At 39.2% G+C, this 26,512-nt stretch carries 28 protein-coding genes and 2 riboswitches; of the genes, 14 read left to right on the top strand and 14 right to left on the bottom strand.

Going from position 1 to position 26,512, the window contains the following annotated elements:
- Window positions 1-248: 248 nt before the first annotated feature.
- On the bottom strand, window positions 249-1,058 hold the full coding sequence (gene recX, locus GGR02_RS05865) for a recombination regulator RecX (RefSeq protein WP_183183797.1): 810 nt from the start codon (window positions 1,056-1,058) through the stop codon (window positions 249-251).
- A gap of 58 nt (window positions 1,059-1,116) precedes the next feature.
- Between recX and GGR02_RS05860 the strand changes: the two genes are divergently transcribed.
- From GGR02_RS05860 to GGR02_RS05845, 4 genes are all read left to right on the top strand, one after another.
- A complete protein-coding gene (locus GGR02_RS05860; RefSeq protein ID WP_183183796.1) occupies window positions 1,117-2,022 on the top strand; it encodes a TIGR01777 family oxidoreductase in 906 nt (301 codons plus the stop codon).
- Between the two features lie 232 nt (window positions 2,023-2,254).
- Window positions 2,255-2,812, top strand: coding sequence for a GNAT family N-acetyltransferase (locus GGR02_RS05855; RefSeq protein ID WP_183183835.1), 558 nt, complete (start codon window positions 2,255-2,257; stop codon window positions 2,810-2,812).
- Between the two features lie 104 nt (window positions 2,813-2,916).
- Entirely contained in the window at window positions 2,917-3,045 is a 129-nt protein-coding gene (locus tag GGR02_RS05850; protein ID WP_084256191.1) for a YfhE family protein, read from the top strand.
- A gap of 81 nt (window positions 3,046-3,126) precedes the next feature.
- Window positions 3,127-3,306, top strand: coding sequence for a YfhD family protein (locus tag GGR02_RS05845; protein ID WP_183183795.1), 180 nt, complete (start codon window positions 3,127-3,129; stop codon window positions 3,304-3,306).
- 16 nt (window positions 3,307-3,322) lie between these two features.
- On the opposite strand, the gene GGR02_RS05840 is transcribed toward GGR02_RS05845, so the two are convergent.
- Window positions 3,323-3,535, bottom strand: coding sequence for a hypothetical protein (locus GGR02_RS05840; RefSeq protein WP_183183794.1), 213 nt, complete (start codon window positions 3,533-3,535; stop codon window positions 3,323-3,325).
- Between the two features lie 224 nt (window positions 3,536-3,759).
- Window positions 3,760-3,855: riboswitch (cyclic di-GMP riboswitch) on the top strand.
- Window positions 3,856-3,976: 121 nt separating this feature from the next.
- On the opposite strand from GGR02_RS05840, the gene GGR02_RS05835 reads away from it, so the two are divergent.
- Window positions 3,977-4,705, top strand: coding sequence for an EAL domain-containing protein (locus tag GGR02_RS05835; RefSeq protein WP_183183793.1), 729 nt, complete (start codon window positions 3,977-3,979; stop codon window positions 4,703-4,705).
- 388 nt (window positions 4,706-5,093) lie between these two features.
- Window positions 5,094-5,435, top strand: coding sequence for an STAS domain-containing protein (locus GGR02_RS05830; RefSeq protein ID WP_183183792.1), 342 nt, complete (start codon window positions 5,094-5,096; stop codon window positions 5,433-5,435).
- Between the two features lie 22 nt (window positions 5,436-5,457).
- Here the strand turns inward: GGR02_RS05830 and GGR02_RS05825 are convergent, their stop codons facing one another.
- The 4 genes from GGR02_RS05825 to GGR02_RS05810 all read right to left on the bottom strand — a co-directional run bounded on the left by GGR02_RS05825 (window position 5,458) and on the right by GGR02_RS05810 (window position 9,690).
- Window positions 5,458-6,708 (bottom strand): methyl-accepting chemotaxis protein, encoded by a 1,251-nt coding sequence (locus GGR02_RS05825; RefSeq protein ID WP_229706096.1) that lies wholly within the window; start codon window positions 6,706-6,708, stop codon window positions 5,458-5,460.
- Between the two features lie 183 nt (window positions 6,709-6,891).
- Window positions 6,892-7,527: a response regulator transcription factor gene (locus GGR02_RS17775; RefSeq protein WP_221210722.1), complete on the bottom strand. Its 636-nt coding sequence runs from the start codon at window positions 7,525-7,527 to the stop codon at window positions 6,892-6,894.
- Entirely contained in the window at window positions 7,506-8,534 is a 1,029-nt protein-coding gene (locus GGR02_RS05815) for a hypothetical protein (protein WP_183183791.1), read from the bottom strand. Before GGR02_RS05815 ends, GGR02_RS17775 begins: the two co-directional genes overlap by 22 nt.
- A gap of 421 nt (window positions 8,535-8,955) precedes the next feature.
- A complete protein-coding gene (locus tag GGR02_RS05810; RefSeq protein WP_183183790.1) occupies window positions 8,956-9,690 on the bottom strand; it encodes an EAL domain-containing protein in 735 nt (244 codons plus the stop codon).
- A gap of 526 nt (window positions 9,691-10,216) precedes the next feature.
- Between GGR02_RS05810 and GGR02_RS05805 the strand changes: the two genes are divergently transcribed.
- Window positions 10,217-10,573: a helix-turn-helix domain-containing protein gene (locus GGR02_RS05805; protein WP_183183789.1), complete on the top strand. Its 357-nt coding sequence runs from the start codon at window positions 10,217-10,219 to the stop codon at window positions 10,571-10,573.
- A 160-nt stretch (window positions 10,574-10,733) separates the two neighbouring features.
- The gene (locus GGR02_RS05800; protein ID WP_183183788.1) at window positions 10,734-10,952 is read left to right on the top strand and encodes a hypothetical protein; all 219 of its coding nucleotides are present in this window, start codon (window positions 10,734-10,736) and stop codon (window positions 10,950-10,952) included.
- A 21-nt stretch (window positions 10,953-10,973) separates the two neighbouring features.
- On the opposite strand, the gene GGR02_RS05795 is transcribed toward GGR02_RS05800, so the two are convergent.
- The 5 genes from GGR02_RS05795 to GGR02_RS05775 form a co-directional block, all read right to left on the bottom strand.
- Complete coding sequence (locus GGR02_RS05795) at window positions 10,974-12,665, bottom strand: methyl-accepting chemotaxis protein (protein WP_183183787.1); 1,692 nt, start codon at window positions 12,663-12,665, stop codon at window positions 10,974-10,976.
- Window positions 12,666-12,784: 119 nt separating this feature from the next.
- Window positions 12,785-12,880, bottom strand: a riboswitch (cyclic di-GMP riboswitch).
- 67 nt (window positions 12,881-12,947) lie between these two features.
- Window positions 12,948-14,678 carry a methyl-accepting chemotaxis protein gene (locus tag GGR02_RS05790; RefSeq protein WP_183183786.1) on the bottom strand — a complete coding sequence of 577 codons (1,731 nt, stop codon included), beginning with the start codon at window positions 14,676-14,678 and terminating at the stop codon, window positions 12,948-12,950.
- Window positions 14,679-14,900: 222 nt separating this feature from the next.
- Entirely contained in the window at window positions 14,901-15,089 is a 189-nt protein-coding gene (locus GGR02_RS05785; protein WP_183183785.1) for a YgaP family membrane protein, read from the bottom strand.
- Between the two features lie 68 nt (window positions 15,090-15,157).
- Entirely contained in the window at window positions 15,158-15,775 is a 618-nt protein-coding gene (locus tag GGR02_RS05780; RefSeq protein ID WP_183183784.1) for a Crp/Fnr family transcriptional regulator, read from the bottom strand.
- A gap of 88 nt (window positions 15,776-15,863) precedes the next feature.
- On the bottom strand, window positions 15,864-17,306 hold the full coding sequence (locus GGR02_RS05775; RefSeq protein ID WP_183183783.1) for a protein adenylyltransferase SelO: 1,443 nt from the start codon (window positions 17,304-17,306) through the stop codon (window positions 15,864-15,866).
- Between the two features lie 216 nt (window positions 17,307-17,522).
- Here GGR02_RS05775 and GGR02_RS05770 point away from each other — a divergent pair, with 216 nt between their 5' ends.
- Together GGR02_RS05770 and GGR02_RS05765 are read left to right on the top strand one after the other, a co-directional pair.
- On the top strand, window positions 17,523-18,383 hold the full coding sequence (locus GGR02_RS05770; protein ID WP_183183782.1) for an RpnC/YadD family protein: 861 nt from the start codon (window positions 17,523-17,525) through the stop codon (window positions 18,381-18,383).
- Between the two features lie 73 nt (window positions 18,384-18,456).
- On the top strand, window positions 18,457-18,690 hold the full coding sequence (locus GGR02_RS05765; RefSeq protein WP_183183781.1) for a hypothetical protein: 234 nt from the start codon (window positions 18,457-18,459) through the stop codon (window positions 18,688-18,690).
- A gap of 158 nt (window positions 18,691-18,848) precedes the next feature.
- Here the strand turns inward: GGR02_RS05765 and GGR02_RS05760 are convergent, their stop codons facing one another.
- The 3 genes from GGR02_RS05760 to GGR02_RS05750 are packed head-to-tail and all read right to left on the bottom strand — an operon-like array spanning window position 18,849 to window position 24,901.
- On the bottom strand, window positions 18,849-22,190 hold the full coding sequence (locus tag GGR02_RS05760; protein WP_183183780.1) for a DEAD/DEAH box helicase family protein: 3,342 nt from the start codon (window positions 22,188-22,190) through the stop codon (window positions 18,849-18,851).
- Between the two features lie 47 nt (window positions 22,191-22,237).
- On the bottom strand, window positions 22,238-23,434 hold the full coding sequence (locus GGR02_RS05755; RefSeq protein WP_183183779.1) for a restriction endonuclease subunit S: 1,197 nt from the start codon (window positions 23,432-23,434) through the stop codon (window positions 22,238-22,240).
- A gap of 9 nt (window positions 23,435-23,443) precedes the next feature.
- Window positions 23,444-24,901 carry a type I restriction-modification system subunit M gene (locus GGR02_RS05750; protein ID WP_183183778.1) on the bottom strand — a complete coding sequence of 486 codons (1,458 nt, stop codon included), beginning with the start codon at window positions 24,899-24,901 and terminating at the stop codon, window positions 23,444-23,446.
- Window positions 24,902-25,113: 212 nt separating this feature from the next.
- Between GGR02_RS05750 and GGR02_RS05745 the strand changes: the two genes are divergently transcribed.
- From GGR02_RS05745 to GGR02_RS05730, 4 genes are read left to right on the top strand one after another with little or no spacing between them, the layout of a single operon-like run.
- Window positions 25,114-25,641, top strand: coding sequence for a hypothetical protein (locus tag GGR02_RS05745; RefSeq protein ID WP_183183777.1), 528 nt, complete (start codon window positions 25,114-25,116; stop codon window positions 25,639-25,641).
- A gap of 32 nt (window positions 25,642-25,673) precedes the next feature.
- On the top strand, window positions 25,674-25,904 hold the full coding sequence (locus GGR02_RS05740; protein WP_183183776.1) for a hypothetical protein: 231 nt from the start codon (window positions 25,674-25,676) through the stop codon (window positions 25,902-25,904).
- Window positions 25,901-26,080 carry a hypothetical protein gene (locus GGR02_RS05735; protein WP_183183775.1) on the top strand — a complete coding sequence of 60 codons (180 nt, stop codon included), beginning with the start codon at window positions 25,901-25,903 and terminating at the stop codon, window positions 26,078-26,080. The genes GGR02_RS05740 and GGR02_RS05735 overlap by 4 nt, the downstream gene beginning before the upstream one ends.
- 36 nt (window positions 26,081-26,116) lie before the next feature.
- A complete protein-coding gene (locus GGR02_RS05730) occupies window positions 26,117-26,311 on the top strand; it encodes a hypothetical protein (protein WP_183183774.1) in 195 nt (64 codons plus the stop codon).
- The last annotated feature ends 201 nt before the right edge of the window (window positions 26,312-26,512 follow it).

Below are 26,512 nucleotides of genomic sequence, written 5' to 3'. Positions count from 1 at the left end.
TTGATTATCCATTGTTTTACGAAAAACACACAATCATATGGCTGAACACCAGCTTTTCTGCCTCTTCCCTCGAACAAGAACGCCGGCGGGCAAATGTCATTTGCCCGCAAAGCGTTCATTGTTCGAGGAGGGCATGCGTACAGCATGCCCAGTCGGCAAAAGTGCCGACTACAGCAGAAAAGCTGGGAATAGAGCGATGCCAGCTGGCTTTTAAATGGTTAATCAACACGCCTAAGCGGACGTTCCCGCTATTCTTCGTTTAGTCGATGCAATACTTTCTCGATTTGTTCTAGCGAAAATCCTTTCCGGTAAAGGGCTTGTTTCATTTTTCGTTCATATTCCCATCCGCTGTAATTAGCGTAGCGGCGATGGATTTTGCGCGCGTGGTATTCGAGTGCTTCCCATTCTTCCTCTTCCGTCTGCCATTCATCGAGTTCTGAAAGAACGTCGTCGATGACCGCACGTGAAAAGCCTTTTCGCTGCAAAAGCTGCATAAGTTGTTGCTTCCATTCAAGCGACGAACGTTTTTTCGACTGCTTTTTCGCCTTTTCCACCACCTTTTTAGCGGTTTCTCGTTGCTTTTCGATTGGGAATAGACGCAAGCTTTCGTCGATTAGCGCTTTCGCAATTCCGAAGTTCTCTAGCTCTTTCGCGATGACGAGAGGACCTTTTAGCGTTGTGTTCATTTGGGTGCGCACAAACGCAAGCGCAAATTCGCGGTCGTCTACGTACCGATGCTTCCTTAGTTCGTGCAATACGTCGCGAATAATAGCATCTGTATTTCCTTTTTTCTTTAAATGATCGACGATTTCTTTCTCCGAACGCATGCGCGAAGCAAGAAATAATAATGCCGCATGATACGCTTTTTTCACCGCATCTGCATATACTATTTCCCCGAATGTAAATTCATCCAATTCCGTCCCTTTTTTCAAGCGAAATTCAACTAACACGTTTTGGTCGATGCTAACGGACATCGTTTCACCATTTTCGTGCAACAAATGAAGAACAAACCGCTCATGGTCGCGGGGGTCTGCCGCAATTTTTGTCACCAGCCACATTTCCAACACCTCATGATTTATAGTACCATAAAAAAAATGAGGGGAAAGGGTGGTTTTTTTGAACATTGCTATCGCCGGTGGAACAGGATTTGTTGGAAAAGCAGTAGTCGATTATTTGAAAGAACAAGGGCATCATCTTTATGTATTAACGAGAACTCCACGTATATCGCCTTCTCCAAACGTTCATTATGTGCAATGGCTTACGCCCGAAAGCAAGCCAGAGGCAGAACTGCCTGCACTAGATGCAGTTATCAACTTAGCAGGCGAATCGATTAATAGTGGACGATGGACGAAAGCGCGAAAAGAACGGATTATGCAAAGCCGCATCCAAACAACGGAAGAAGTGATTCGGATGATTCGCCGCTTGCCAAAACCGCCAAACGTCCTTATTAACGCAAGCGCCATCGGTATTTATGGAACGTCGCTTACCGATGTATTTACGGAAAACTCTCCACACATCGGAAATGACTTTTTAGCGCAAACGGTATACCATTGGGAAAAAACAGCGAAACAAGCAGAGACGCTCGGTGTTCGCACCGTTTTCGCTCGTTTCGGCATCGTGCTTGGTCTTCACGGCGGGGCGTTGCCGAAAATAGTGACGCCTTACAAATGGTGGATTGGTGGAACGATTGGTTCTGGAGCGCAATGGATGTCTTGGATTCATCTTCATGACGTCGTTCGAGCAATCGAGCATGTATTACATCATGATATATTAGGGGCGGTCAATTTTACAGCGCCGTTTCCAGTAACGATGAAACAGTTTGGGAAAACAGTCGCTCGCATTGTTCGCCGCCCGCATTGGCTGCCTGTCCCAAGTGTTATGCTTCGCCTTTTACTTGGAGAAATGAGCATGCTTGTCTTAGAAGGACAAAAAGTGTTGCCAAATAAATTGATGGAATCTGGTTTCGTTTTTTCCTTCCCGTCCCTCGAAGAAGCGCTCTGCGATCTTTTAACAAAAAGTTAACAAAATAGCTATTTCTTTTTTCCGTATAATGATGTATGATGGAAGAAAGCTGTGCATATCACAACTGGATATCGTCGTCAATAACAGGGAAGGCAAATGGTGCGCCACCAGCGGAAAGCTGGTTCTAGTGGGTTCGATTCCCACCCCGAAATTTTTTGATTGAAATAAATTAAAAAATTTCGAGGGTGGTTTTCCCACGTGTAAACTGCCCTCAGAACAGGAGGGAAACATGATTCTAAAAAAACGCGAATTGCAAGATTGTCAAGCGCTTTATGAATTAATGGTGCACCCTGAGGTCTTCCCTTTCGTGCGCCAAAAAGCTTATTCGTATGAAGAATTTTTGTTTGTCACTAAACAAACGATAGAAGCGGAAGAACGAGGCGAAGTCATTTCGCGGACGATTATCGACGAATGGGGCAATCCGATCGGCACGATTAATTTATATGATATTCAAGACGGGGCTGGGTTTTTAGGCACTTGGCTCGGCAAGCCTTATCATGGGCAAGGCTATAACCAACGCGCGAAACAAGCGTTTTTCAATGAACTGTTTTACGAGTTATCGATTCAAACAGTTTTTATGCGCATTCGCAAAGTGAATGTCCGTTCGACAAAGGCAGCAGAAAAGCTCCCGTATGTGACGCTAGCAAACGAAACGAGAAAAGCGTTGTTCGAGCAAATTAACCAAGGGGAAGACATTTATAACTTGTATGAAATTTCCAAAGACAACTACACACTTTATACACTGCGTTGTCCGCTGTTATTAGAGGAGCAGCAACGAAAAGAAGCATAGCAGAAAAGGAACTGTTTCACAAACGTGACAGTTCTTTTTTTATGCTTAAAAACGAAAGAGATTGGAAAAAATATGAATGTATTTTAAGAAAGTGAGGGATGGATATGGCGGAAAAACGGAAAGCGGAAAAAACGAAAAGCACGTTATCCAGTGCACAAGAAGTTAGTTATGCCCGCGATTTTAAAATGGCGGATCAAGCTGGTGGGTACACAACGAAAAAAGCAAGGCATTAACAAAAAATTCTATTTATACTTTCTTCCCGTTGCGTCATCCTAAGTGTGAAGTGCAAGCGATAACACGAAGGAGGAATTCACATGGGTCGATCTCGAGGGCAAAAAACGCGGGATAAAAATAAATCGTCGCTCCCGCAAGTGCCGAAGCAATGGAAATCCGACGGCGTGGACGTCGAGTATTCGCGCGAATTTGCCGACCACGAAGATTTAGAAGCCGAAGCACGAGCCGCTGCGGCAGGAATTCGGCAAAAGAACGAGTGAGAAAAGGCGGCTTTTGTTATAGAGCCGCCTTTTGTTCAGTATGCAAACTCGGGATTTCCGTCACGGATTCAATCCGCATCCACTCTGGCTTCAACCGATACTCTTTCGTCTTTTTCCACACAACCTGCTCCGCCGCTTCTTCCGGCGAATCCGCATACACAAGACTGCGTCCTTCTAAAATGCTTCCATCCTCCACCCACGAATGCCAACAAACGCGGTAGGCTTTCATTTTTGGTCACCTTCTGATTGTTGGTATTTCTTTTCACATAAATTATACAATGCTAACCCATCATTATCCACAGGTATTATCCCTTTTTGTAGGTACATTTTTAAAATCATATACAAGAGCTATATGGGAATTATCATCTTAAGTATAAATAGGAATAGCGTGCTATTCCATTATATTACAGACTGCATTATTATATAATTACAAACAATATCAGGAAAAAATTTCATAAAAATAGGCAAACTACTCGAAAGGGTAGGGCGCAAAGCTAAAGGGGCTACCTCTATTGAGTTGTTCAATAGACATGCCAGCCAGTTGCCCTTCTTAGTACCACCTCTAAGAAGGATATAATATGTCAGCCTTGCTGACGGCTCGCAAAACTGCCTCTTTAGAAAAAATAGAGGCAGTTTTTTATTGATTTACGGAACAAGGAGAGAAGTAAAAATGGAACTAGAAACAATTAGAGAAATTACTGAGAGAAAAATGTTTACAAATGTATTCCAACCAATTTATCATCTACCAAGTCAAACTATCGTTGGATATGAAAGTTTACTGCGCTGCCCGCTTATCAAAAGCCCTGATTTACTTTTTGACGCTGCTCGAAAACAAGGATACGTGCATGAACTAGACATGGCTTCGATTGCGAATTCAATCCAAACTTTCGATTTATATTATCAACAAAATTACGTCAATGATTTGTTTTTAGCCGTGAATGTCTATCCTTCGACAATGTCATTTCCGTTCTTTCCTCAGTTTTTGGAAAAGATCATTACAAAAACATGTTTATCAAATCGACAAATTATACTGGAGATAAACGAGTCCGAACCTTTAAAGGATATAAGCAAAATTATGAAAAACATCTCTTCGTTAAAAGAAAAAGGATTTATTATTGCGCTCGACGATTTAGGGACAGGTGAGCATTCCTTATATACTTTATTAGAAATAGAACCAGATGTCATTAAGTTTGATAATTATTTAGCAAAAGACTTATCTAGCAATCCAAAAAAGCAAAAAGTACTTACTTATTTTTTAGACTTTTTTGATAATAACAAAAAAATTATACTGGAAGGAATTGAAACGAAAGAAGATATGCTTTGTGCACAAAAGATAGGAGTTCCATATGCACAAGGTTATTATTTATCTAAACCTCACTTACTACACATTTCTTGTTAATATGATATAATAAAAAGGCCTCGACACTCTCAAGGCCTTTTTTCTAACATCATTTTTAGCACTGGATATCATCGCTAACCCACCGTGTATTTTTAATACTTACAATGAGAAAGGAATTCTTATCTATCCCTATTGTAAATTAATTGTTTATTTACAAAATTATCCTTAATTATAAAAAATAGTCGTCATTATGAGCATTTGGCTCTTCACCGATAGTTGTACTTGACTATTTCAGAACACGCCTTCTTTGTACTTATAAGGAAAAAATCAGTAAATCATATTTTTCGTACACGACGGCACAAGAAAATCCCCTGCTTGTCAAGTACATGTTGTGGTGATGAACTGAGCATTTAGAAAATGATAAAAAGAATGGACGGCGATAAAATCCATGACAAAATTTAAAATTATTTATTTGAAAGGAAATATCACATTAGATAATGTTAAAAAATTCCAAAAAACAATAAGTAGACTAGTTTTTAGTAATTATAATTTTATTATATTGAACATGGAAAAAACAACCTTCATCAATAAAACTGGTTTAGAAGCTATTATTAAATATGCTATTTTAGCTAGAAAACGGAACAAGGAAATAATTATCACAAATATCGGAAATTCGTTAAAAGAAATTTTCCAAACTACCGCTTTTTTTATGGTTGCAAAGTTTTTTGATTCAGATAAGGAAGCAATCGAGTACCTTTATCAAAATAATCGAGTTTCAAAAACAAAATAATCGCCTCACAGGACATGTCCACTTAGATAGTAGACATGTCCGTTTTAAACGTATCAATAAGTTTCTCTAGTTCTTCTGCAAGAGTTTGCAATTCCGCAGAAGAACGATTCACTAAATTTGCTGCAGTTGCTTGTTCTTCAATGACAGCGTTCGCTTCTTGGCTAGAAGCCGCGATTTGTTGAGCAGCGCTGGAAATTGTTTCGATAGATTGGCTAATGATTTGAGTTGCTTCGGACTGTTGCTCTACAGCAGCTGCAATATTTGCTGAACTTCTATCAATTTCCTCTGTACTTTGCATAATAGCAGATAGTGCTTCTTCCGCTTGATTTGATAAGTGCCTACTTTCAGCTACTTGTTCTCGTAGTTTGTCAATGATTGCTGCAGCTGCTTTTGTTTCTTTTTCATTTTCTACAACAATTTCATCAATACGCTTTGCCGCATTCGCACTTTCTTCTGCTAATTTTCTGACCTCGTCTGCCACAATTGCGAATCCTCGTCCATGCTCTCCTGCTCTAGCAGCTTCAATCGCTGCGTTCAAAGCTAATAAATTTGTTTGGTCTGCCATATGAGTTATTAATGCAATCATTTCTGTAATTTGTTTAGAACTACTCTCTAATTTTTCAATAGCATTTTGTAAAATATCTGATTGGTTTTCAACAAAGGATAATTGTTCTGCTACGTAGTGCACTGCATTAACACCATTTTTTGAAGTTTGAATGGCACTTGTCGCTACAGCACTTGCTTGCTGTGCTGACGCTGCAATCTCTTCCATCGAAGAAGTAATCTCTTCGATTGTTGATTGTAGTTCCTCGATATTAGCGCTTTGTTCTTGCGTAGCAGCAGAAGCTTGGGTAAATGTACTCGCTAACATTTCAATAGCTTGATCTGAAGTATCTGCTGCTTTTGCTAAGCTAGTTGCAGCTTCTGTTAAATTTCTTGAATCGTCCTTAATTTTAATTACTAAATTTCGTAAACTTTCTGTCATTCCCTCTATTGTTTTTGCTAAATGTTCTACTTCTCCAATCGCTCTAATATTTACTTCTTGAGTTAAATCCCCTTCTAACACCGCCTGAGAACATCGGGTCAATTCACGCAGTGGAAGAATAAATAGAGACCTTATTATTACAAATCCAATAATAGAAAGTAGCACCGCTAAAACAAACTCAACCACCAAATTCTGAATCCATATATTAACTAGTACAGGTATATGACTCACTACAAGAAGCAACGTAAAAATAATAACATCCAATTTTTTATTGGTTTCTCTGTTCATTCATCTTCCCCTACCCAACTTAACTTTAAAGACAATGTCATTTTAACTAATGAAACGGTATTGCCGGTATCCTTTTTCATTCCTATTTCCCTACTTTTGTTCATAAGCAATTCTATATCGATAGTAATAAGGTACTAAAAAAAGAAGCACCAAACGATATTTTTGGTGCTTTAGAAATATATTTCAATTATTGTATTTATCAGTTAAATCATACAATCGAGTTTTGTATATCATCGCTATTAATTGAGAACGATCAGAAACCCCTAATTTTTGAAATATATTAGTAATATGGTTTTTAACGGTATGGATACTAATAAACAAATTTTCCGCTATCTCACGATTACTGTATCCTTGTACAAGTAATTTTAATACTTCTAATTCTCTTTTGGTTAAATGCTTAAGTAGCATCTGCTGTTCTTCAGCCACTTCTGAAACAGTCATTTGTTCACCTAATAATTGCTTTAATTTATCATAGCTAACAGTAAGTAACGTATTGGTATATACTTCAGCCTCTTTTACTTCATCTTCTTTATCGATACAAACAGCTAACACCCCTACTATCGTTTCTGATAGCAAAAAAGGAACTTCTACCATTAGCCCAAATGGCGCATTAAACAAATATGGTAAAAACGAACGCCCTTCTCTTACCTTTTTTACATAGCGACTTTGTAGGCTACTAACATATTCGCTAAGCTGTTTTTCAAAAACAAGTTTTTCATTTTTAATGTGGCGGTATTTATCGCCAATTGTAATGATAAATAATTTATTCGGTATTAAATGAGAAGCTAAGTCACTTATCATATATAACAATTCTTCCATTTTTTTGCATTATCGATAATAGATCCCATATCGTTTAACATAGAAAGTCGCATTAAATGACGGTCTACAGCGGACATTGCCTTTTCATATTGTAGGCGGAGAGAGGCGACATTCATAGCGATTTGCATCGTTTTTTTTGTCGTAATAGTTGTAAAAAATTTTTTATGGAAGCTTCCAGCAAGTAAAATTCCCGCCAGCTCATCATCAAGCATTAATGGATATGCAAAGAAAAGTAATGGTTTCAATTGTTGCAAAAAAGACGGTAGAAGTAAATGAGTTGACGCATTTTCAATAACAAGCGGTTTACCATTTTCTAAAAACCATTTAACAAATAACTCATCATCCTTTAAAGGGGTCTGTTTCCATTTTTTTATTTCTTCCCCCACTGTATATTTAATCAAAAACTTGTTTTCATTTATCTTTTGGGCATATGCAGCGAACTCAATAGATGAATCTAATTTGGGAAGTATGTTTAAACTCGTTTCCATATCAAAATTTTTTTTAGAAAATGGTTGTACCGCCTCATTTAACCATTGAAAATGACGAACATATTCACCTTTGTGTTTATTAGTTTCTAAAATTTGCTGACATGTATATGCCATTTGTTCAATATATTCGAGTTTTTCCTGCATATCATCTAGCGTAATTTCCTCAGGAAAACAAGATGTAGAAGGAAGTTGCTGATTTTTTAAAGAAGATTCGACCCATTGCTTTTCTCCCTTTTCCATAAATGCTCCTGCCCAAATAAAAAGAGACGTTTCGTTATAAATCTTAATAGGAGCGATTAGAACTTTTACACCAGGAATATCAGTAGATACTAACATCGTACGGCGTAGCCGTGAAAAATCGTTAGTGATGCGAGAAGTTAAGAGAATATGTTTTGTAAAATCGTTCAGTTTAGATGCTCTTGTGACAGGTATGAACGATTGATTGACAATAACAACGGTGCAATTTAACAGCGATGCATACGCATCTTGAATGTTTTGAAGTAATTTTTCTAGTTCCATTCGTACTCACTCTCTTTGCTTTGTTTATTTGCGGCAGCTTTTATCGATTGTCTCCCTCCTAACAAACGTGTTTCCACTAACTTTGGCTCTTAACGCTTATTTTAACAAAAAACAACAAAAAAACTACTCCCATTCTCCTCCTTCCATTCTTTCAATAATAGTTTATTTGGAAAAACATTGTGGAAATGCTATTGAAGTAGAAATACTTTTATCCAAAAGCATAATAAACAACAATTTTTATTCTTGCAAACAAAACGCCCGTAGGCAAAGCTTGCTTTTTTCTCCAGAGGTGAAAAGTGTCACTCAAAACATTTCTATCAACAATTTATATTCATCGTTTCAAAAATGTTGAGTACATAAAAAAAATAGGTTCATAGACCTATTCACGTAAAAATAATGGGAAGATAGTGTATCGACCCCACTATACTATTTCTACATTTAATTTTTTGGGCTTCCCTAAATAATATCCTTGTCCATAGGAAACACCTAGCAATTTCGCACAATGAAAATCTTCTTCTGTTTCAATTCCTTCCAATACGATTTTTGTATTCTTTCCAAAAAGACGAACGATAGATGATACATCTCGCTGTTTTTTCGCATCTTTTGATAAGTTTTTCGCAAGCGATCGGTCAATTTTTATGACATTCGGTGCTAGTTCAATCAGCAGCTGCAGCGAATAGTCTCCTTTCCCTAAATCGTCAAGCGCGATAAGAAACCCCTGTTCTTTTAACAAATATATATTATTCAATACTTTCTCTAAATTCTCCATCTTCTCCAATTCGTTAATTTCTAAAATCACTTGTTGATGAAACAAAGAAGCATTTTTCACTAGCTGATTCATCACTTGCGGAAAAAAAGGCATTTCAATTGTATATGGATATACATTTAAAGACAAAAAAACATTATAAGAACAAACAGAATTGAAAAACGCAGAAAATTCCTTCAATGAATTCACTATGGAAGCAATATCAAGATTATAAACATTCCCACGTTCGCTCGCATAAAGAAATAGTTCTTCAGGATTAGGAACAAATGGACAACGAAGTAGACTCTCATACCCAACTAACTCTAAATTAGGCAAACAATAAATTGGCTGAAATACGTTTTCAAATAATTGATTAACGATAATGCCCCTGACAGTGACGTTACTTTCCATAGCCGACCTCGATATTCAAGCTAATTTTACCTAATACTTAAAACCTCTTTATAAAAATTTGAAATGAAGGACTTTTTAAGAAAATGATAAAATATATCTAACGCCTTTTTACAACAACAAATTATGGTCATAATCGATTTATATGCCTAAAACAGAAATAATAAACCGAGAACAGATACACTGAATGAATATGCTAAAATGTTTATATCTTGTAAATAACAACCATTAGATAGTCTCTCGTTAAAAAATAAATGAATGTAACAAAATCAACCCATATTTATTACCCAGTTAACATACTTAACCTATAACATTTAGCAATATTAAAAATCACTCCTTTAGTGCAATAAAGCCGTATATTGAAATGAAACAAAGTTCATTCATATAATGATAACCATTTATCGGAAACGATGATATAACATATTTTTTCCTCTTAACTCAGATTATAGTTCCTTATTGGGAATTTTTCAACAAAAAAATAACCAAAAAAGGATATTATATTACCCTTTTCTGAAAGGATTGAATTTTCATGAACGATGTGAAGCAAATATTAAGTAAACAAATTAAAAAGCGACTAAAGGAGTTAAATATGAAACAAAAAGATTTAATAGAAAAAACAGGGCAACCAAAAAGTACAATTAGCAAAGTGATTAACGGAGTTGTCACTCCAAGAATAGATGTCATCATTCCCGTAAGCAAAGTATTGAACGTTTCAATCGATTGGCTTGTACATGAGCACGAAGAACAACTGGATGATATGGAGAAAGAGATTATTGCTCTGTTAAAGAAGTTGGATAAAAAGCAAAAAATCCATGTTTATCGAATTATCAAAGATATTATTTCCTTAGTTGAACATAGTCAGACTACTTCCATAAAAAATAAATAAAAGGGCTACATATTCACACGCATTTACATATTATTACTTCAAGACGAGGAAGAGTGACCGCTCTTTGGCTCACCTTCCCTCCCCCACATCTACTCTCCTTGAAGCTGTTTTTCTAATTGGTTATGATAAAATTATCTTTTTCACACATGGAGGTTGCCTAATGGACGGAAAAAGAAAAGAACAAATGAAAACGTGGTTAATGATTATTATGCTTCTTTCACTCATCAGCTCCTTTTTGCTTTTTTTCTTAGGGTATTACAAAGTCGGATTTGCGGTTGGGAGTGTGTTTATGGTGCTGTCGTTGACGGTCGGGCAGTGGTATTCGATGAAAAAAGTGGACGATTTGCATCGGTATGGTGGGGATCGGTATCGAAAATAAGGCTCGGCATGTTTGCCGAGCCTATAGTTTAAACGCTCCAACTACCTGCCGCAGCTGTTCTGCCATGTTTGCTAATTCTGTGGCGGATGATGTCACTTCCTCGACAGACGCTAGCTGCTCTTCAGAAGCAGAGGCGACTTCAGCTGTGCTTTCGCCGAATCGTTTCGCGATGGTTGCAACTTCCTCCATCGAGGCGTGAACTTGGTGAACGCTTGCTGCCATTTCTTCTGAAACAGCGGATAGTTCTTGAATTTGTGCACTAACGTGGGCTACCGACTGCAAAATACGCTCGAAAAACGCACCGGTTTCCTCTATTAGCTTCGTTCCTTGCTGCACCTCCTCTGTCCCTTTAGCAACAATTTCGACCACGCCTAGCGTATCTTGCTGAATGACTTCAATTAACTGGGCAATTTCATTGGCAGATTGCCGTGATTGTTCGGCTAATTTTCTCACTTCATCGGCTACTACCGCAAACCCTCGGCCATGCTCCCCTGCCCTTGCAGATTCAATCGCCGCATTCAATGCGAGAAGATTTGTCTGTTCAGCAATCGTCACAATGACATCAACAATACGGCCGATTTGCGTCGATTTATGATTCAGTTCTTTAATGACGTGATTCATTTCGTTTGTCGATTCGTTAATCGTATGCATTTGGCCGATAACTTTTCCTAAATATTCGTGTCCCGCTGTTGCTTGTTTGTTCGTCTCGAGCGCTGATTCGGCAACAAGCGCCGCCGTTTCTGTCACTCGTCGAATCGACACCGCAATTTCATTCGCTGCTTTTGCGCTTTCTTCCGTACTTTTCTCTTGATACTCGGCACCGCTCGCCACTTCTTGAATCGCCATCGTCACTTGGTTTGTCGCCGCGCTCGCTTGTTCCGCGCTCGCTGTCAACTCTTCTGCCGAACTAGCGACATGCTCTGTCGCTTGACTTACTTCGTGAATGAGCGTTCGCAAATTTTTCACCATCGCGTTAAACGAGTGCGCTAATTGACCAATTTCGTCGCGGTTTTTCACGTGAAGCTCTTCAACAGCTAAATTTCCGTTAGCGATTTGTTCCGCTTGCTTTGAAAGTTGCTCCACAGGATCAGAAATTCGTTTGCTTATGTATAGCGCCACCGCGATACTCACAATTAGTGAAAAAACACTAATAAGCAGTGTAATTTGTTTAATCCCATCTACTTGCCGTGACAATGTTTCACTCACCGTTTTGACGTACGCCGCTTGGTCAGCTCGCGCCTTTTCTCCAGCTTCCGTCACTTGAACGGTAATAGCGTTGCCTCGTTCTTTCATTAACCGCGAAATTTCCGCCATATTGTTTTGTTGTTTTAACACAATCGCTTGTTCTGCCAATTGCCGGTACTCTTTTTCTGCTGCGATTAATTGTTCGATAATCGCTTGCGATTGCGCGCTAAATTTTCTCTGCATTAACTCGTCTGCATGCTTTGCAAAATCGTCTGCTGCTTGCCGAAATGCCGTTAAGCTTTCTTCTTTCCCATTAATTAAATAGCCGCGAACCGCGATTTGTTCTCTTAATACCGAATTTTGCATTTCCGTTACTAAATTTACCCGTTGAAAACTTTCTGTTGTCATCATCGAGTATTGGTGGTCAATCGTGCCAAATCGGCTATACGTGATAACCGTAACAGTAGAAAAAAGCAATAAAACCGCAAAAAAAGTCGCTACTAGTTTTTTTCTTACGCTTAGCTGCATGTGCTATCTCCTCCCATTTTTCTGTGTGTAAGAGAATTCGTCCACATAAAAAAACTGCCCTTGATAAAGAGGCAGTTTTCGACACGTGAATCCAAGTCCGTGAAACCTTCTTAAAAAAGAAGGGCAACTGGCTGGCATGTCTATTGAACAACTCAATAGAGGTAGCCCCTTTAGCTTTGCGCCCTACCCTTTCGAGTAGTTTGCCATATATTCATTTTTTCACATATTATTATAGCACAAACGTTAATAAGATTTATATTTGTATTTTTTACCATTATTTTATTAAGCGTTCATAAACGTTCTATCTCGCTCAATTTTTTCTATTAATCCATTGATATACCCTACTACTTCCGCAGATGCTGTTTCTAATTCACGCAAATGACTTTCCGCTTGGCGAATATCTCCGCGCTCATATGCTTCTGCAGCTTTTTTCGCTGCTGCGTGCACCGCTTGATGCGGCATATCTAGACGATCAAACGCTGCGATGCCTTTTAGCCATTTTTGCGTCTCTTCGTCAAAATACCATTTCCCAAGGCGGCAGTGACGGTGGGAGGCAACCGCGTCTGGGCGAACGTGTTCAATCCCAATCAACATATTATAAATACGCCATTTCCATAATAGATGATCTGCCTTTGCTAAGGAAAGTAGCGCCTTGGATGATAGCTTGACCCCGTTTCCTTCGACCGTTTGCAAACGGAAACGATCAATCGCTTGGCTTAATTCATGAATCGTTTTCCCTGTTCTTTCTCCCAACTGCTTTACGTGTTCGGTCAACGATGCTATCTCTGCCATGCGATTCGATATTTCGTCCACAGCTGCAGCTTGTTCTTGGGCAACAGCTGCATTTGTGTTTGTGCTATCTTGAATATCTCCCATTGCTTGTGTAATCGTTTGTAAAATCGGCAACGCTTCTTCCGCTTGATTTACCGCTTGACGAATAACAGTGGACGTGGAATGAATAGCGGAAGAAACGTTATCGGAGATACCTCTTAGCTCCCCAATATTTTTCCGGATTTCATCGAGCGATTGAACCGTATGATCCGCTAGCTTGCGAATTTCCTCTGCGACGATGGAAAAGCCTTTTCCATATTCCCCTGCCCTTGCCGCTTCGATGGAAGCATTAAGTGCTAGCAAGTTTGTCTGGTCGGCAATCCCGTTTACTAGCTGCATGACTTTTTCAATGGCGGTTAAGTGGTGCTGCAAATGTTCAAATTGTCGCACCATATTCGCAAACGTTTGATCGGTTTCAATAATTTCATGAAATGCTTCTGCAATCATTTTTTGTCCTTGTTCTGCTTGCTCTACTGCCATCGTCGTCTTTTCTGCAATCACGGTCGCCGCATTTGCCACTTCAAACACGGAAGAATTAATTTCCTCTGTTGCTGCTGTCACCATTTGAATATTTCCGTTTTGTTCATCGAGCGAGCGCAATAAATCTTTCACAAACATAATTTCTGTATTTTGTTCCATCAGTGCGGCAGTACCATCAGCAATTTGCTCTAACATCGCCTCTGTATATACTTCAACTAAAAGCTGCTGCTCGATATTGATTGCCCGTTGCAATACAGCCATTAAGGAGATACAACGCTTTGGAGATAGCGCTACTCTAGCTAATAGCGTTGTTAGTACAAAAAAATTAAATTGGTTAAATGCAACAATTAACTTTCCGATATTTACGCTTTCTTTTCTTAGCCGATGGAAAAAGCGCAAACTTTCGTCCACATACTCCCGTTGCCGTTCCATCGTAAAAAACGTACGGAGATAATCAGCGATGTTTTTCTTTGTCACCGTTTGCGCAGCTTTAGGGCTAATACCTTTTAATGCTTCATAAAACAACTCTACTATTTCTTCTTGATAGGGGGAAAGCAACTGGTGAATTTGTTGTAATTTCATAAAATCGTCTTTTGTAAAATGGTTGAACGAAAGCGTATCAACAAAACGCCCTTCAAAAGAATAGTTTGTTCCTTGTTCGAGCAGTTCACCTTTTTTCGGAAAAAAGCGCCTAAACAGCATACATCCACCCCTGTCTTTAATTTTAAAACTATTTTTTACATATAGAACATTTATCCTATTGTTAGTGTAACAGAGGGCAGATTGGTATGACAACAATCACATGAACAAACTACTAGTTTTCTCGTACTCGCTAATTTTTATCCTCTATTTAAGAAAAACACAAAACGCCCGCCTGAGGAGGCTTTCTTATCTTTAAAAAAATAACCTAAGCGTTTGCTTAGGTTATTTTTTCGTTGTATTAATCCGAAATGGTACATAAAGTGGGCAAAATTTCATGAATGCAGTAACAATAAGAACAATTCCTAAAATGCCAACGTATTTGATATTCCCTTCAAGAAAAAATAATCCTAATAAAGAAATTCCTAGTATGAAACGAACGATACGATCAGCCGAACCAACATTTGCTTTCATTGCTTTTTCCTCCCCTCGCCTTTCTACCTTTATCATAGAGGAAACAATCGATTCGTTCCGTGATAAAGTCACATTGTTGCTAATTTGTCATATAATTTTTCTTTATCAACAATTTTTATTTTTCCGCGCGCTAATTGCACATATCCTTCTCGCTCGAGTTGTTTTAAAATGCGACTGACAACTTCACGCGCCGTTCCAAGTTCCGTCGCGATATACTCATGTGTCATCTCGATAACATTTGTTTTATTTTTCTCACACCATCCAAGCAAAAACTCAATAAGACGCTTGTCCATTTTTTCAAATACTATGTGTTCAATCATCTGCATCATCGCCATAAAGCGATTCATCATCATGTCATAAACAAACGTTTGTAGCTGTGTATGTGTTGTCATCATCGTCACAAACGTATCTTTCGGAACGATCATCGCTTCCGCATCTTCTTCCACAATCGCAGTCGCTGGAAAAGGTGAACGCGACAATACGCTTGAAATGGTCAACACGCACGACTCTCCACGACAAACACGATATAAATTCACTTCTTTCCCGTTTTCCCCTATCTTTGCTACTCGGATAACACCGGAAACGATAAATGCAACATGTTCACATATATCTCCTTCACGAAAAACAACCGTTCCTTTTGGGAGCTTTACCTTTGTGTATAAATTGTTTTGCAAAAATGGAAACAATATTTCTCCCCCTTTCTTTCCTTATATTACAACGCAACAACAGCCCCTTTCCATAAGAAAAAACTTCTCTCAACAAAGAGAAGTTTTCCTACGTCCCACAAAACGTCCGATATGGTCGGTCAGACGGTGCAGGGGGCTTGGCGTATTCGTCTTGTTCTTTCGTGTATGCATAGGGAGCGGAAAGTACATAAAGTAACCGTTCCATAACGGTATTGTCCCCTTGCTCGGCTGCGGCAAGCGCTTCTTCGACCCGATAGTTTCGTGGAACGATCGCAGGGTTGTTTTGTCGCATGAATTCATACACTTCTTCTTTTTTCATGTCTTGGCGAGCGATTCTTTGTTGCCACCGTGTATGCCAGTCGCGAAACTCTTTTTCACTAAAATTCCATTCATCTAGCGTCAACGCGCGAAACGTATTCGTATAATCGGCGCGATGTGTATGCATAAGATGAAGCAACTCACCAATGAGCTTTTTATCTTCCTCCTCTTCCGTACAAAGCCCAAGTTTTGCTCGCATCCCTTTCAGCCAATACGTTTCATACAACGTCGGAAATGGAGCGATTACTTCTTGCGCTAGTTCGATCGCTTTTTCTTCTTCGTCATGGAAAAGCGGCAATAGGCTTTCTGCAAAGCGTGCGATGTTCCACCCAGCAATATACGGCTGATTGCCGTACGCATAGCGACCTTGCGTATCAATCGAACTAAACACCGTCTTCGGATCGTACACATCCATAAACGCGCACGGTCCGTAATCAATCGTCTCTCCGCTAATCGTCATATTATCGGTATTCATCACCCCATGAATAAACCCGACCAATTGCCATTTCGCGACAAGCGCCGCCTGTTTTTTCATCACTTCTTCAAGTAAAAAAAGATAGCGGTTGGACGCATGTTCACCGTTCGGGTAATGCCGCTTTATCGCATAATCGGCTAACGTCTGCAATTCCTCTTTGGATAAAAACCGTGCCGCATATTGAAACGTCCCGACCCGTAAATGACTCGCCGCCACGCGCGTTAAAATCGCCCCTCGAAGTTCCGTTTCTCGAATGACAACTTCCCCTGTCGTCACAACAGCTAAACTTCTAGTCGTCGGAATACGAAGGGCGTGCATTGCCTCGCTAATGATATACTCACGAAGCATCGGCCCAAGCGCCGCACGACCATCCCCACCGCGCGAATATGGCGTCCGTCCCGACCCTTTCAGCTGAATATCGACCCGCTCTCCATTTGAATTCACGTGCTCCCCAAGCAAAATGGCGCGACCATCGCCAAGCATATTAAAATACCCGAACTGATGCCCGGCATACGCCTGCGCCAAAGGCTCCGCTCCTTCCGGAATATGATTTCCCGCAAACACTGCCACCCCTTCTTCACTCGCCAACGCCTCTACATTCAACCCTAGCTCCTCGGCAAGCGAACGATTAAGCATGACAAGTTCCGGATCACTGACAGGCGTTGGGTGAATCCTCGTAAAAAATCGCTCGGGTAAACGGGCATAGCTATTGTCAAAGTTCCAATTTGCGTTCAACATATTTCCCTCCTGCATGAAATATCCCAGTCCAACCCTTGTTCTTTTTTCACTGCTTCTCACTCCATACACAAAAATTGTAGTTCTATTTGTTTTTCAGTATACCCCATTTTCCTTAACAACGCTGCGGTGACGGATTGTTATGACAAAATTCTAACAAATGATGACAATGAAAGGAGGCAACAGGTATAATAATAGTAAAAAGCGGAGGGCAACAAAATGGCGCACGGAATATCGTATCACGCTAAAGATATTTTGTTTAAGTCGCTAAGCGAATTGTATCGTAATCAAGCGCTTGATGTGTACGGTCTCCATGACCTTCCGAAAATTAAAGCGCTTCTGCCGAACGAATTCCCAGCAGTGCGAGCTGATGAAAAGCGTTCTGACACATTATTTCTTCTCGAAGACGATTCTATTCTCCTACTCGAATACGAAAGCAATGAACGGTTTATCGACAATCATCTGAAATACCTCGATTATGCTTACCGAATTTTGTACACATACTATAAACAAGAAAAACAACTGAGACACATTCGTATCGTGGTCATTTACACAAGTGATGTCACACGAAAATATGAACAATTTTACGCTGGTGATGTATTTCTTTCTTCCAAAGCCGTGTTGCTTTCTGAGTACAACGGTGATGCAATTTTTGCAACGATCGAAGAAAAAATTTGCAACAATGAACCGCTAACAGCAGAGGAAACGATGAAGCTCATTCTCGTTCCGCTTATGCATAGCCGTTTTGACCGACAAATGATGATTGAAAAAACGATTGAATTGGCAAAAAATATTCACAACGAACGAACACAATTGCACGTCATTGCTGGCATTTTAACCGCTACCGATAAGTTTATTGACGAACAATATGCACAAAAAATAAAGGAGTGGATGAAAATGAACAAAGTCATGCGCTTACTTGTCGAAGAGTTTGAGCAAGAAAAAGAAAAAGAAGTGCACGAAAAAACACTTGAAATAGCAAAAAATTTATTAGACGTACTACCGATTCACGAAATTGCAAAACGAACAGGGCTTACAATTAGCGAGGTTGCTGATTTGGCGAAGAAAATGGAGAAATAATAGCATATCGATGATGTCGCTTTTCGTGTATGGTACGATGACTATGCATGAAAGTGCAAAGGGGCTCATGTCTATGATCATTCAAAAAGAAATCGAAATTATGGTTCAGCATATTATTCGTGAACTTATTGTCGAATTTGGAAAATGTGAAACTGAAGCAAAAGAGCTTATCAAAAAGTCAGGTGCTGTTAAGTCATTAATGGAAGACCCAATTGGTTTTCATGAATCTCCTTACCATTGGGCTTTAAGTATATTGACTGACGCTGATGATTTGGAAACGTTAGAAAAATACTTAAGTCAACAATAATCCCCAGAAGAACAAATAATGTGCTCTCTGGGGATTTATTTTGGCTTCTTTCTCATGCAAAACAACCAATTTCAACACTTGTTCTTTTGTTTCCACCTCGTTCATCTCGTTTCAAAAAGAGGGGCGTTCATGCCCCTATTCCAGATAATCGCACGATGCTATGCCCCTGCAATCTCTTCTGAATTTCGATTAATCTCATCGATAATGCTAATAATTCTACGTGCATCGTCTAAGTTGTCTTTAAACAAATCGACAATGCTTCCGACCGTTTTAAACGGTTCCTCTTGTAATACTTTTTTGTCCATCACGCCATTTTTTACAAAGTAATCGACGATCAATTTGACAAAGCGGCTTTGGTGAATGTTTAGCCGTTCGTTTGATAAAAATTCCGAAAACGCTTCGTTTGCTGCTTGCGGATCAAGCCCGACCGTTTTGCGAACAAGTTTCATAATTGGCGTGTCGCCAAATTCTTTTTCGTAATCGGCTTTCGTCCCGAGTTCGTTCCAAAGAATGTGTTCTAATGTGCGCAAATCTTGCACGGTTAACTTTTTATTATGGCGCAGTTTGTAAATCGCTAGCTGATCGCGATGTTCATGAAGATAATGCTCGACTTTTTTGCGATAATTTCTTAAGTCGTTTACTTCTAACATCGAACCGTTTTCTTTCACTTCCAACACTTGATCTTTAAAATTCGTGTAGTAAATTTTCCTTGTTTCTCGTTCAAGAAACTTCACTAATTCACGCAACGCTTCGCGAACAGCTTCTAGTTCAAAAAGATCTGCTTCTTTCCAAAACTCTTCCGTCTGCACTTTTTCAATAATATTTTTTTGTTCCGCGACTTGAGGAATCGAACCGAGCTTAGATAATGCCTCCGCAGTGCGAATTACGCTCCGAATTGGTTTTGTGGCGTTTTTCGTTTGCAGTTTTGCTAGTTCAATCGTATACATAAGCAAATCAAACCGCTTCGCAAACTCATCATCGTTAAGCGGAACAATAAGCGGCGCGATGTATTGTTGGAGCTCATTCACATCCATCGCCGTCAACGAATCCCAATTCGCGCGATTTTTAAACTTATGCACATACTGAATGGATTGCCTTACGCGGAAGCTTTCTTCGTTTAATTTCTTGATTTGTGCAAGCACATCATCAATTAATTCATTGCGATAAACAACATATTCTTCCTCTTGATAACGTAAATGTTGAAGCTCTTTAATCATTTCAACTTTGGCGTGAAATAAGCGCTCTGTTAAACTTTCTCCTATTTCTCCGTCGATTCCTTTTGGGTTTTGACGGAAAAACTCAAAGTTCCCGCAATAATCGAAAATAAGAAAATGCGTTTTATCTTGACCGATTCCTAATAAATCTTTACATAAACGCGTGCCCCGTCCAATCATTTGCCAAAACTTTGCTTTCGAACGCACTTTTTTGAAAAAAACAAGATTGACGACTTCTGGAATATCGACACCCGTATCAAGCATATCGACCGATACGGCAATTTGCGGAAATTTGTTCCGATCCGAAAAGTCATCAATTAACGTTTGATAGTAGTTGACGCTATAATCAATGACGCGTGCAAAGCCGCCTTTATATTCAGGATACAATCGATCAAAACGCTCCACAATCCGTTCCGCATGGCGGTGATTTTTCGCAAAAATAATCGTTTTGCCGAGTTTGTCCCCGCCTTCGACGCGAATTCCTTTTTCCATTAAATCTCTCAGTACCGTATCAATCGTATCGTCGTTAAACAGCCATTCATTTAACGCGGCACTGTCAATATCCTCACCTACTTCATCGTCAAAGGTTTCTTCATATCGTTCTTTTTCTTCATCGGATAAGTCATCGTAACGAATGCCTTCTTCAAGAAACTTCAGGGTTGTTTCAATCGTCCGATAATCGACTAAATAGCCGTCTTTCACCGCTTGATCTAACTCATAGGCATAGGTCGGAACACCGTTTTCTAAATCAAACACTTCATACGTATTGCGGTCAATTTCGTCTTTTGGTGTGGCGGTCAGCCCGAGCAATATTGCGTCAAAGTAGTCAAAAATCGCCCGATATTTTTTATAAATGCTGCGATGCGACTCATCGACGATAATTAAGTCAAAATGTCCGACGGTAAAGAGGCGTTTGCCGTCTTTTCGCTTCGCTTCGTCAATCGCATTCATCATCGTTGGATATGTCGAAAATACCATACGGCTTTCTTCTGGGTTATCTTTGTTGTCAAGCAAATTACATAGCGTTAAATTCGGAAGCAGGTGGCTAAAGTTATTTTTCGCTTGCGTGACAAGCGTTTTACGGTCTGCTAAAAACAAAATATTTTTTACCCAATTATGGCGCGTGAGCACATCGACAATCGCGATCGCCGTTCGCGTTTTGCCGCTCCCCGTCGCCATGACAAGCAACGCTTTGCGCTGTTTTTTCTCGAGCGCATCGCATACAGCTAACACCGCTTCTTTTTGATAGTAACGATTGATGATGTTTTCGTTAATTTGCACATAGTTAAAAGGCTTTTTCATCATTCGGCGATCAATCAATAAGCTCAATTCTTCTTTGTTGTAAAATCCAGAAACTTTTCGCGCTGGATAATGAATATCATCCCAAATATACGTTTCAAAACCGTTTGTGTAAAAAATAATCGGGCGTTGACCGTGCATGTTTTCCATGCAGTCGGCGTACAGTTTTGCCTGTTGCTTTCCTTTGTTCGGATCAGCGGTTGTTCGTTTTGCTTCGATAACCGCAAGCGGCTTGCCGTTATCGCCAAACAAGACGTAATCGACATAGCCGACTCCTTCTTGATTCGGCATGCCAACGACAGGATATTCCACAACAACGTCCTTTTTAAATTCCCAACCCGCTAACTTTAAATCTAAATCGATATATTTCTTTCTCGTTTCATATTCACTTAACTCGTCAACTTGGAAATCGTACTCTTTCGTATTCGCTTCCCTTTTGGCGGTGAGAAGCGCGCGAAGTTTTTCGTTTTCTTTCATCATTTCTTCAAGACGCTTGTCTTTCGAACTTAACCGCTCATATAAATCTTTTAGCTCCTCTGGACGTTCACGCTTTTCCTCCCCCATTTGCAGCAGCGATTCGTCAAAGTCTGTCGCGGTATATTCATCGGAATAACAATAGTCAATCCAAGAAACAAATTGATGAAGATGATGCAACGAAAGAATCGCTTCTTCCCTCGTAATCATCGAGTTCGTATGAACCGCGACATTTCCCAGTTTGACAATGTAACGCAACAGCGGCAACAACTCTTCGTCAATAATTTCCATAAACCCATGATCGTGAATTAAGCTCGATAAATTGTCTTGATACGGCACTTTTAACGCGCTATCAAAGCTATATACCCACTTCACCGCAAGCTCCAGCGCCCGGCGCGTCAAAATCGCGCACGTCGCCGGACTCACGATCAAACTTCTCTCCGCCTCGACACACGCATTCGCAAAACTTTCGTAATGGGGCTTGCCTATTAAAAAGTGAAAGTTAGATAACACTCAATCCCCTCCCCTGACAAACACGATATCAATTCCGTTGACGTGCATTAATTGTTAAATAGCTCCCCCTTAAACGCGCGGTGCATTAGGGAGTGGAAAGCAATCTCCAAATCATTCAAACTTTTGTGTAAAAGGCTCTTTTGCATTTGAATTTTCTTCAAAAAGTTTATGAATTTATTCTGAAGTTCTAAAGGCGGAACAGGAATAACAAAATTCTTCATAATTTTTGTATTAATAATTCCCATCGTCCCACCATGAGAAACGTGCTCTATTTGTGAAATGATACTTGGAACAGAAAACAAATACTTAAAATATTCAGGTTTCATTATATTTTGATTTAAGGTGATTTTCATAAGACGTGGGTTAATAATTCCTGGCTCAAACTCTTCTGGAACAATACTTATTTTACCAAAAGTTCCTACAAGACTAATGAGTATATCTCCTGCTGATATTTTATAACTTTCTAAACTCTTGTACAGATTTTCATCTATATAATAATCACCAAAAGAAAAATCGTCTCTGATCACTTGTTCTTGTCCATATATTTTGTAGCCTTTACTTACATAAAATTCTTTTTTTAAAGCTGAGCCAAATGGTCCTGATTTAATTGCATTTTTATCTGATTTCGCAATATCTTTAATTGACATTTTAGGAAAGTTTTTTTTATTTCGAACCGGATCCCCAAACATCTCCAAAAACACACTTTGCGCCAGTTGATCCAACGCTTCAATTTGGGCCTTACGTTTGTCGATAAGTTCTTGGGCTTTGTCAAGTACACGAACGATACGCTTTTGCACCTCTATATTAGGAATAGGAATTATAACTTCTTTTAAAAATTTAAAATGGCGGTTATATCCTGTGTCAGGTATATTCACTGTACATAGATAATAATATATGTACTTTGTAAGAACTTCTTCCTCAGAAAATGTATTTTTTAACAGCTTTACACCATCCGCACCTATGAATATAGGGAAATCAATATACTTTAAGAGCCTTGTATGATCACCAAATACAATTAATGGAGGAGTAGCGTAAATACCGTCTCCCTCATTGGTAAACCCAGCAATATAGTCTTTCCCCTGGTCAATAATTGGATAACTCCCTTGTGAAAGGTAATCTTCTTTTTTTATTTTTCTTGCATTCTTAGTATCATCCCTTAAAACATCACTAAACCTAAATAAATTCCAATCATTTTTTCTTTGCAAACTTCTTAAAGATTTACTATCCTGATACTTACTAAACATAGCATCACTCTATCCCCGTATTAAATTTTTTAATTCCGATAAGCCATTCATAATCTCTTTCTCCAACGTTTCCACTCGTTCTAAGATGACACTCGGCGCTTCATACTGCACTTCTTCATACTCAATCTCTTTATACTTGTTAATCGACAAGTCATAGTCATTTTCCCGGATTTCTTCCACAGGCACAAAGAACGATTGCTCTGTGCGCTTCCGGTCTTTTTCCGCTTCACGGTTGTGGAAGCGCGCAATGATGTCGGGAATATCATTTTGTTCGATTGGATTGCGTTTGTCGTCCAATGAGTAGCCGTCCGCTTTCATGTCGTAAAACCAGACGTAATCTGTTCCGCCGACGCCTGTTTTTGTAAAAATCATAATCGCTGTCGAAACACCAGCGTACGGTTTAAATACACCGCTTGGCATCGAAATAATTGCTTCTAGCTTATGGTTTTCGACAATTTCTTTCCGAATCGCTTTGTGGGCAGTTGAGCTTCCGAACAATACCCCGTCTGGCACGATGCACGCACAACGTCCGCCCTTTTTCAAAATGCGCAAAAATAATGCTAAAAACAATAGCTCTGTTTTTTTCGTTCTTGTAATTTTCAACAAGTCGCTTGAAACTGCTTCGTAATCTAACGAACCTTTAAATGGTGGATTGGCGAGGACGAGCGTATATTTCTCGTTATCTTTATTTTGCTCGGAAAGGGAATCACGATATTCAATATTTGGATTTTCAATGCCGTGAAGCATCATATTCATCGCACCGATTCGCAACATCGTGCGATCCATATCAAAGCCATAGAACATATCGTTATGAAAATGTTCTTTTAGTCCTTGCACTAAAAATAAGTCCGCATGCTTTTTTCGCAAATATTCGCCTGCCGCTACTAAAAATCCTGCCGAACCCGCCGCTGGATCGACGATAATATCTTCTGGAGTCGGTTTCATCAAGTCAACGATCATCTCGATAATATGACGCGGCGTGCGGAATTGACCGTTCGTTCCCGCCGTTGCGATTTTTGATAATAAATATTCGTATAAATCCCCTTTTGTATCGCGGTCTTTCATCGGAATGTTATCAATGCCATCGACAATTTTCGCAAGCATTTGTGGCGTTGGAATCATAAAAATGGCATCGCTCATATATTTCGCGTACGCTGAATTTTTATTGCCATGCAAACTTTTAATAAACGGGAACACTTCGTTCGATACAATGTCGTACATTTGCGACGCTTCTAAGTTTTTAAATTTGCTCCAACGAAGGTGCTGCTTATCTTCTGGAAACATCCGTTCAAAATCAACACCTAATATAGCCGCCTCTTGTTCACGATACGTTTCTGCTTCATCAAGACCTTTAATAAACAACAAATAGGTAAACTGTTCAATGACGGTTAGCGGATTAGTAATCCCTCCCGTCCAAAACGTTTCCCATATTTTATCGACTTTATTGCGCAATTCACCTGTAAGCATCGTATACCTCCTTTTTATTTCCAAATTTAATTATAACTTGTCCACGCGATGTGTAAAACAAAAAGCGATGACTTTTCATAAAAATCGACCGATATGAAAGTTTGGTATGCCGTTTTTCCGACATATTTTTAAAATCTCTTCTTCACATAAAGGAATTTAGTGGCTATTGTTGAAGAAATATACGAAAATAAGAAGTGGTAAAGGTGAGTTCAATGAAGGTATTTGTAGCTGGTCCACGGGCAGTGTCCATTTTGAATAAACAAGTAAAAGAAAGATTGTCCAACATTATAAACAACAATTTCACTGTTTTGGTCGGGGATGCAAATGGAGTCGATAAGCAAGTACAAAAGTTTTTACATTCGTTGAATTATCGAAATGTTAAAGTTTATGCAACAAATGGAAGAGCAAGAAACAATATCGGACAATGGGAAGTAGAGAAGGTGGAGGTTGAACCACACAAAAAAGGATTTGATTACTATGCAGCCAAAGATATAGAAATGGCAAAAAACGCAGACTACGGTTTTATGATTTGGAATGGGCAAAGTAAAGGAACATTGAATAACATCATCAATCTTGCCAAACTAAACAAAAAAGTATTAGTATACTTTATCCCTGCTAAACAATTTTACACAATTAAAGATGTGGACGACATTCAAATGATGATAAATACCGACAATGCCCCTGTTGTCGCTAAACTTCATGAGCTTATGCACAATTCAGAGCAGTTAAAGCTGTTTTAAATTTAATGCACGAAAAATAAAGGAGGACTGTCATGAAATTATGGGAATATGTTGGGAAAAACGTACGAATTGTATATAAAGACGGAGATGTGTTAGAAGGGTTTGTTCGCGATTACTGCGATGGGGAAGACAGCGAGGATGGAATAGATAGTTTAGTGATTACAAACAAAGAAACAAAAGGAAAAGGCTATGTTTTTGGAGTATCGGAAAACGAAATAAAATCGATTACAATCCTTAACGAAAAGCGAGGGAGAGACAAATGATTGTGGAAGAATTGGATGTTATACGTCTAAAAGACGGGACAGAGGCGACTGTTTTGGAAGTGTTTCCGACTGAACCAAAATATTTTTGCCAACGCGCAGATGATTTTGATGATATGTTTTACGTCACAACCGATGAAGTTGTTGAAGTTACGTATAAATGTAGGAAAAATGATTGAGAACAAAGCGTATTTTACAATATTAAGGGGATTCTTATGAAGTTATGGAGATACATTCAAAAAAGAGTGCGAATTGTGTTTAAAGATGGAACCGTGCTGGAAGGGTTTGTTCATGATTATATTGATCAAGAAGATACAGATTTCGATGATGATGAAATCATATTTACTCCAGATGGTGGGAGGATGGTCGCTGTTGGAGAAGAAGAGATAAAACAAATTCAACTCATTTAAAAAACACGTAACCATGTTCGGTTATGTGTTTTTTCTTACACCTATGGCTGTATCGTCATTTTCACTTCAAACACTTCGCACCGCACTTTAACTTCTTCCATTGACAATTTCGTTCGTGAATCGTTTTTATCCCCTTTCGCAAGCATTTTTTTGCGACATGACGTTCTAATCAGATTGTAATGTTTTGAAAACAAGCATATC

It is taken from the genome of Anoxybacteroides voinovskiense (genome assembly GCF_014196205.1).
GTDB lineage: Bacteria > Bacillota > Bacilli > Bacillales > Anoxybacillaceae > Anoxybacteroides > Anoxybacteroides voinovskiense.
This window is presented reverse-complemented; position numbering and strand designations above follow the sequence as displayed.

Bases quoted from the DNA above. Each gene is read 5' to 3' on its own strand.
- recX (WP_183183797.1), bottom strand. From the start codon at position 1,058: ATGTGGCTGGTGACAAAAATTGCGGCAGACCCCCGCGACCATGAGCGG.
- GGR02_RS05850 (WP_084256191.1), top strand. From the start codon at position 2,917: ATGGCGGAAAAACGGAAAGCGGAAAAAACGAAAAGCACGTTATCCAGT.
- GGR02_RS05845 (WP_183183795.1), top strand. From the start codon at position 3,127: ATGGGTCGATCTCGAGGGCAAAAAACGCGGGATAAAAATAAATCGTCG.
- GGR02_RS05840 (WP_183183794.1), bottom strand. From the start codon at position 3,535: ATGAAAGCCTACCGCGTTTGTTGGCATTCGTGGGTGGAGGATGGAAGC.
- GGR02_RS05835 (WP_183183793.1), top strand. From the start codon at position 3,977: ATGGAACTAGAAACAATTAGAGAAATTACTGAGAGAAAAATGTTTACA.
- GGR02_RS05830 (WP_183183792.1), top strand. From the start codon at position 5,094: ATGACAAAATTTAAAATTATTTATTTGAAAGGAAATATCACATTAGAT.
- GGR02_RS05825 (WP_229706096.1), bottom strand. From the start codon at position 6,708: ATGAACAGAGAAACCAATAAAAAATTGGATGTTATTATTTTTACGTTG.
- GGR02_RS17775 (WP_221210722.1), bottom strand. From the start codon at position 7,527: ATGGAAGAATTGTTATATATGATAAGTGACTTAGCTTCTCATTTAATA.
- GGR02_RS05815 (WP_183183791.1), bottom strand. From the start codon at position 8,534: ATGGAACTAGAAAAATTACTTCAAAACATTCAAGATGCGTATGCATCG.
- GGR02_RS05810 (WP_183183790.1), bottom strand. From the start codon at position 9,690: ATGGAAAGTAACGTCACTGTCAGGGGCATTATCGTTAATCAATTATTT.
- GGR02_RS05805 (WP_183183789.1), top strand. From the start codon at position 10,217: ATGAACGATGTGAAGCAAATATTAAGTAAACAAATTAAAAAGCGACTA.
- GGR02_RS05800 (WP_183183788.1), top strand. From the start codon at position 10,734: ATGGACGGAAAAAGAAAAGAACAAATGAAAACGTGGTTAATGATTATT.
- GGR02_RS05795 (WP_183183787.1), bottom strand. From the start codon at position 12,665: ATGCAGCTAAGCGTAAGAAAAAAACTAGTAGCGACTTTTTTTGCGGTT.
- GGR02_RS05790 (WP_183183786.1), bottom strand. From the start codon at position 14,678: ATGCTGTTTAGGCGCTTTTTTCCGAAAAAAGGTGAACTGCTCGAACAA.
- GGR02_RS05785 (WP_183183785.1), bottom strand. From the start codon at position 15,089: ATGAAAGCAAATGTTGGTTCGGCTGATCGTATCGTTCGTTTCATACTA.
- GGR02_RS05775 (WP_183183783.1), bottom strand. From the start codon at position 17,306: ATGTTGAACGCAAATTGGAACTTTGACAATAGCTATGCCCGTTTACCC.
- GGR02_RS05770 (WP_183183782.1), top strand. From the start codon at position 17,523: ATGGCGCACGGAATATCGTATCACGCTAAAGATATTTTGTTTAAGTCG.
- GGR02_RS05765 (WP_183183781.1), top strand. From the start codon at position 18,457: ATGATCATTCAAAAAGAAATCGAAATTATGGTTCAGCATATTATTCGT.
- GGR02_RS05755 (WP_183183779.1), bottom strand. From the start codon at position 23,434: ATGTTTAGTAAGTATCAGGATAGTAAATCTTTAAGAAGTTTGCAAAGA.
- GGR02_RS05750 (WP_183183778.1), bottom strand. From the start codon at position 24,901: ATGCTTACAGGTGAATTGCGCAATAAAGTCGATAAAATATGGGAAACG.
- GGR02_RS05745 (WP_183183777.1), top strand. From the start codon at position 25,114: ATGAAGGTATTTGTAGCTGGTCCACGGGCAGTGTCCATTTTGAATAAA.
- GGR02_RS05740 (WP_183183776.1), top strand. From the start codon at position 25,674: ATGAAATTATGGGAATATGTTGGGAAAAACGTACGAATTGTATATAAA.
- GGR02_RS05735 (WP_183183775.1), top strand. From the start codon at position 25,901: ATGATTGTGGAAGAATTGGATGTTATACGTCTAAAAGACGGGACAGAG.
- GGR02_RS05730 (WP_183183774.1), top strand. From the start codon at position 26,117: ATGAAGTTATGGAGATACATTCAAAAAAGAGTGCGAATTGTGTTTAAA.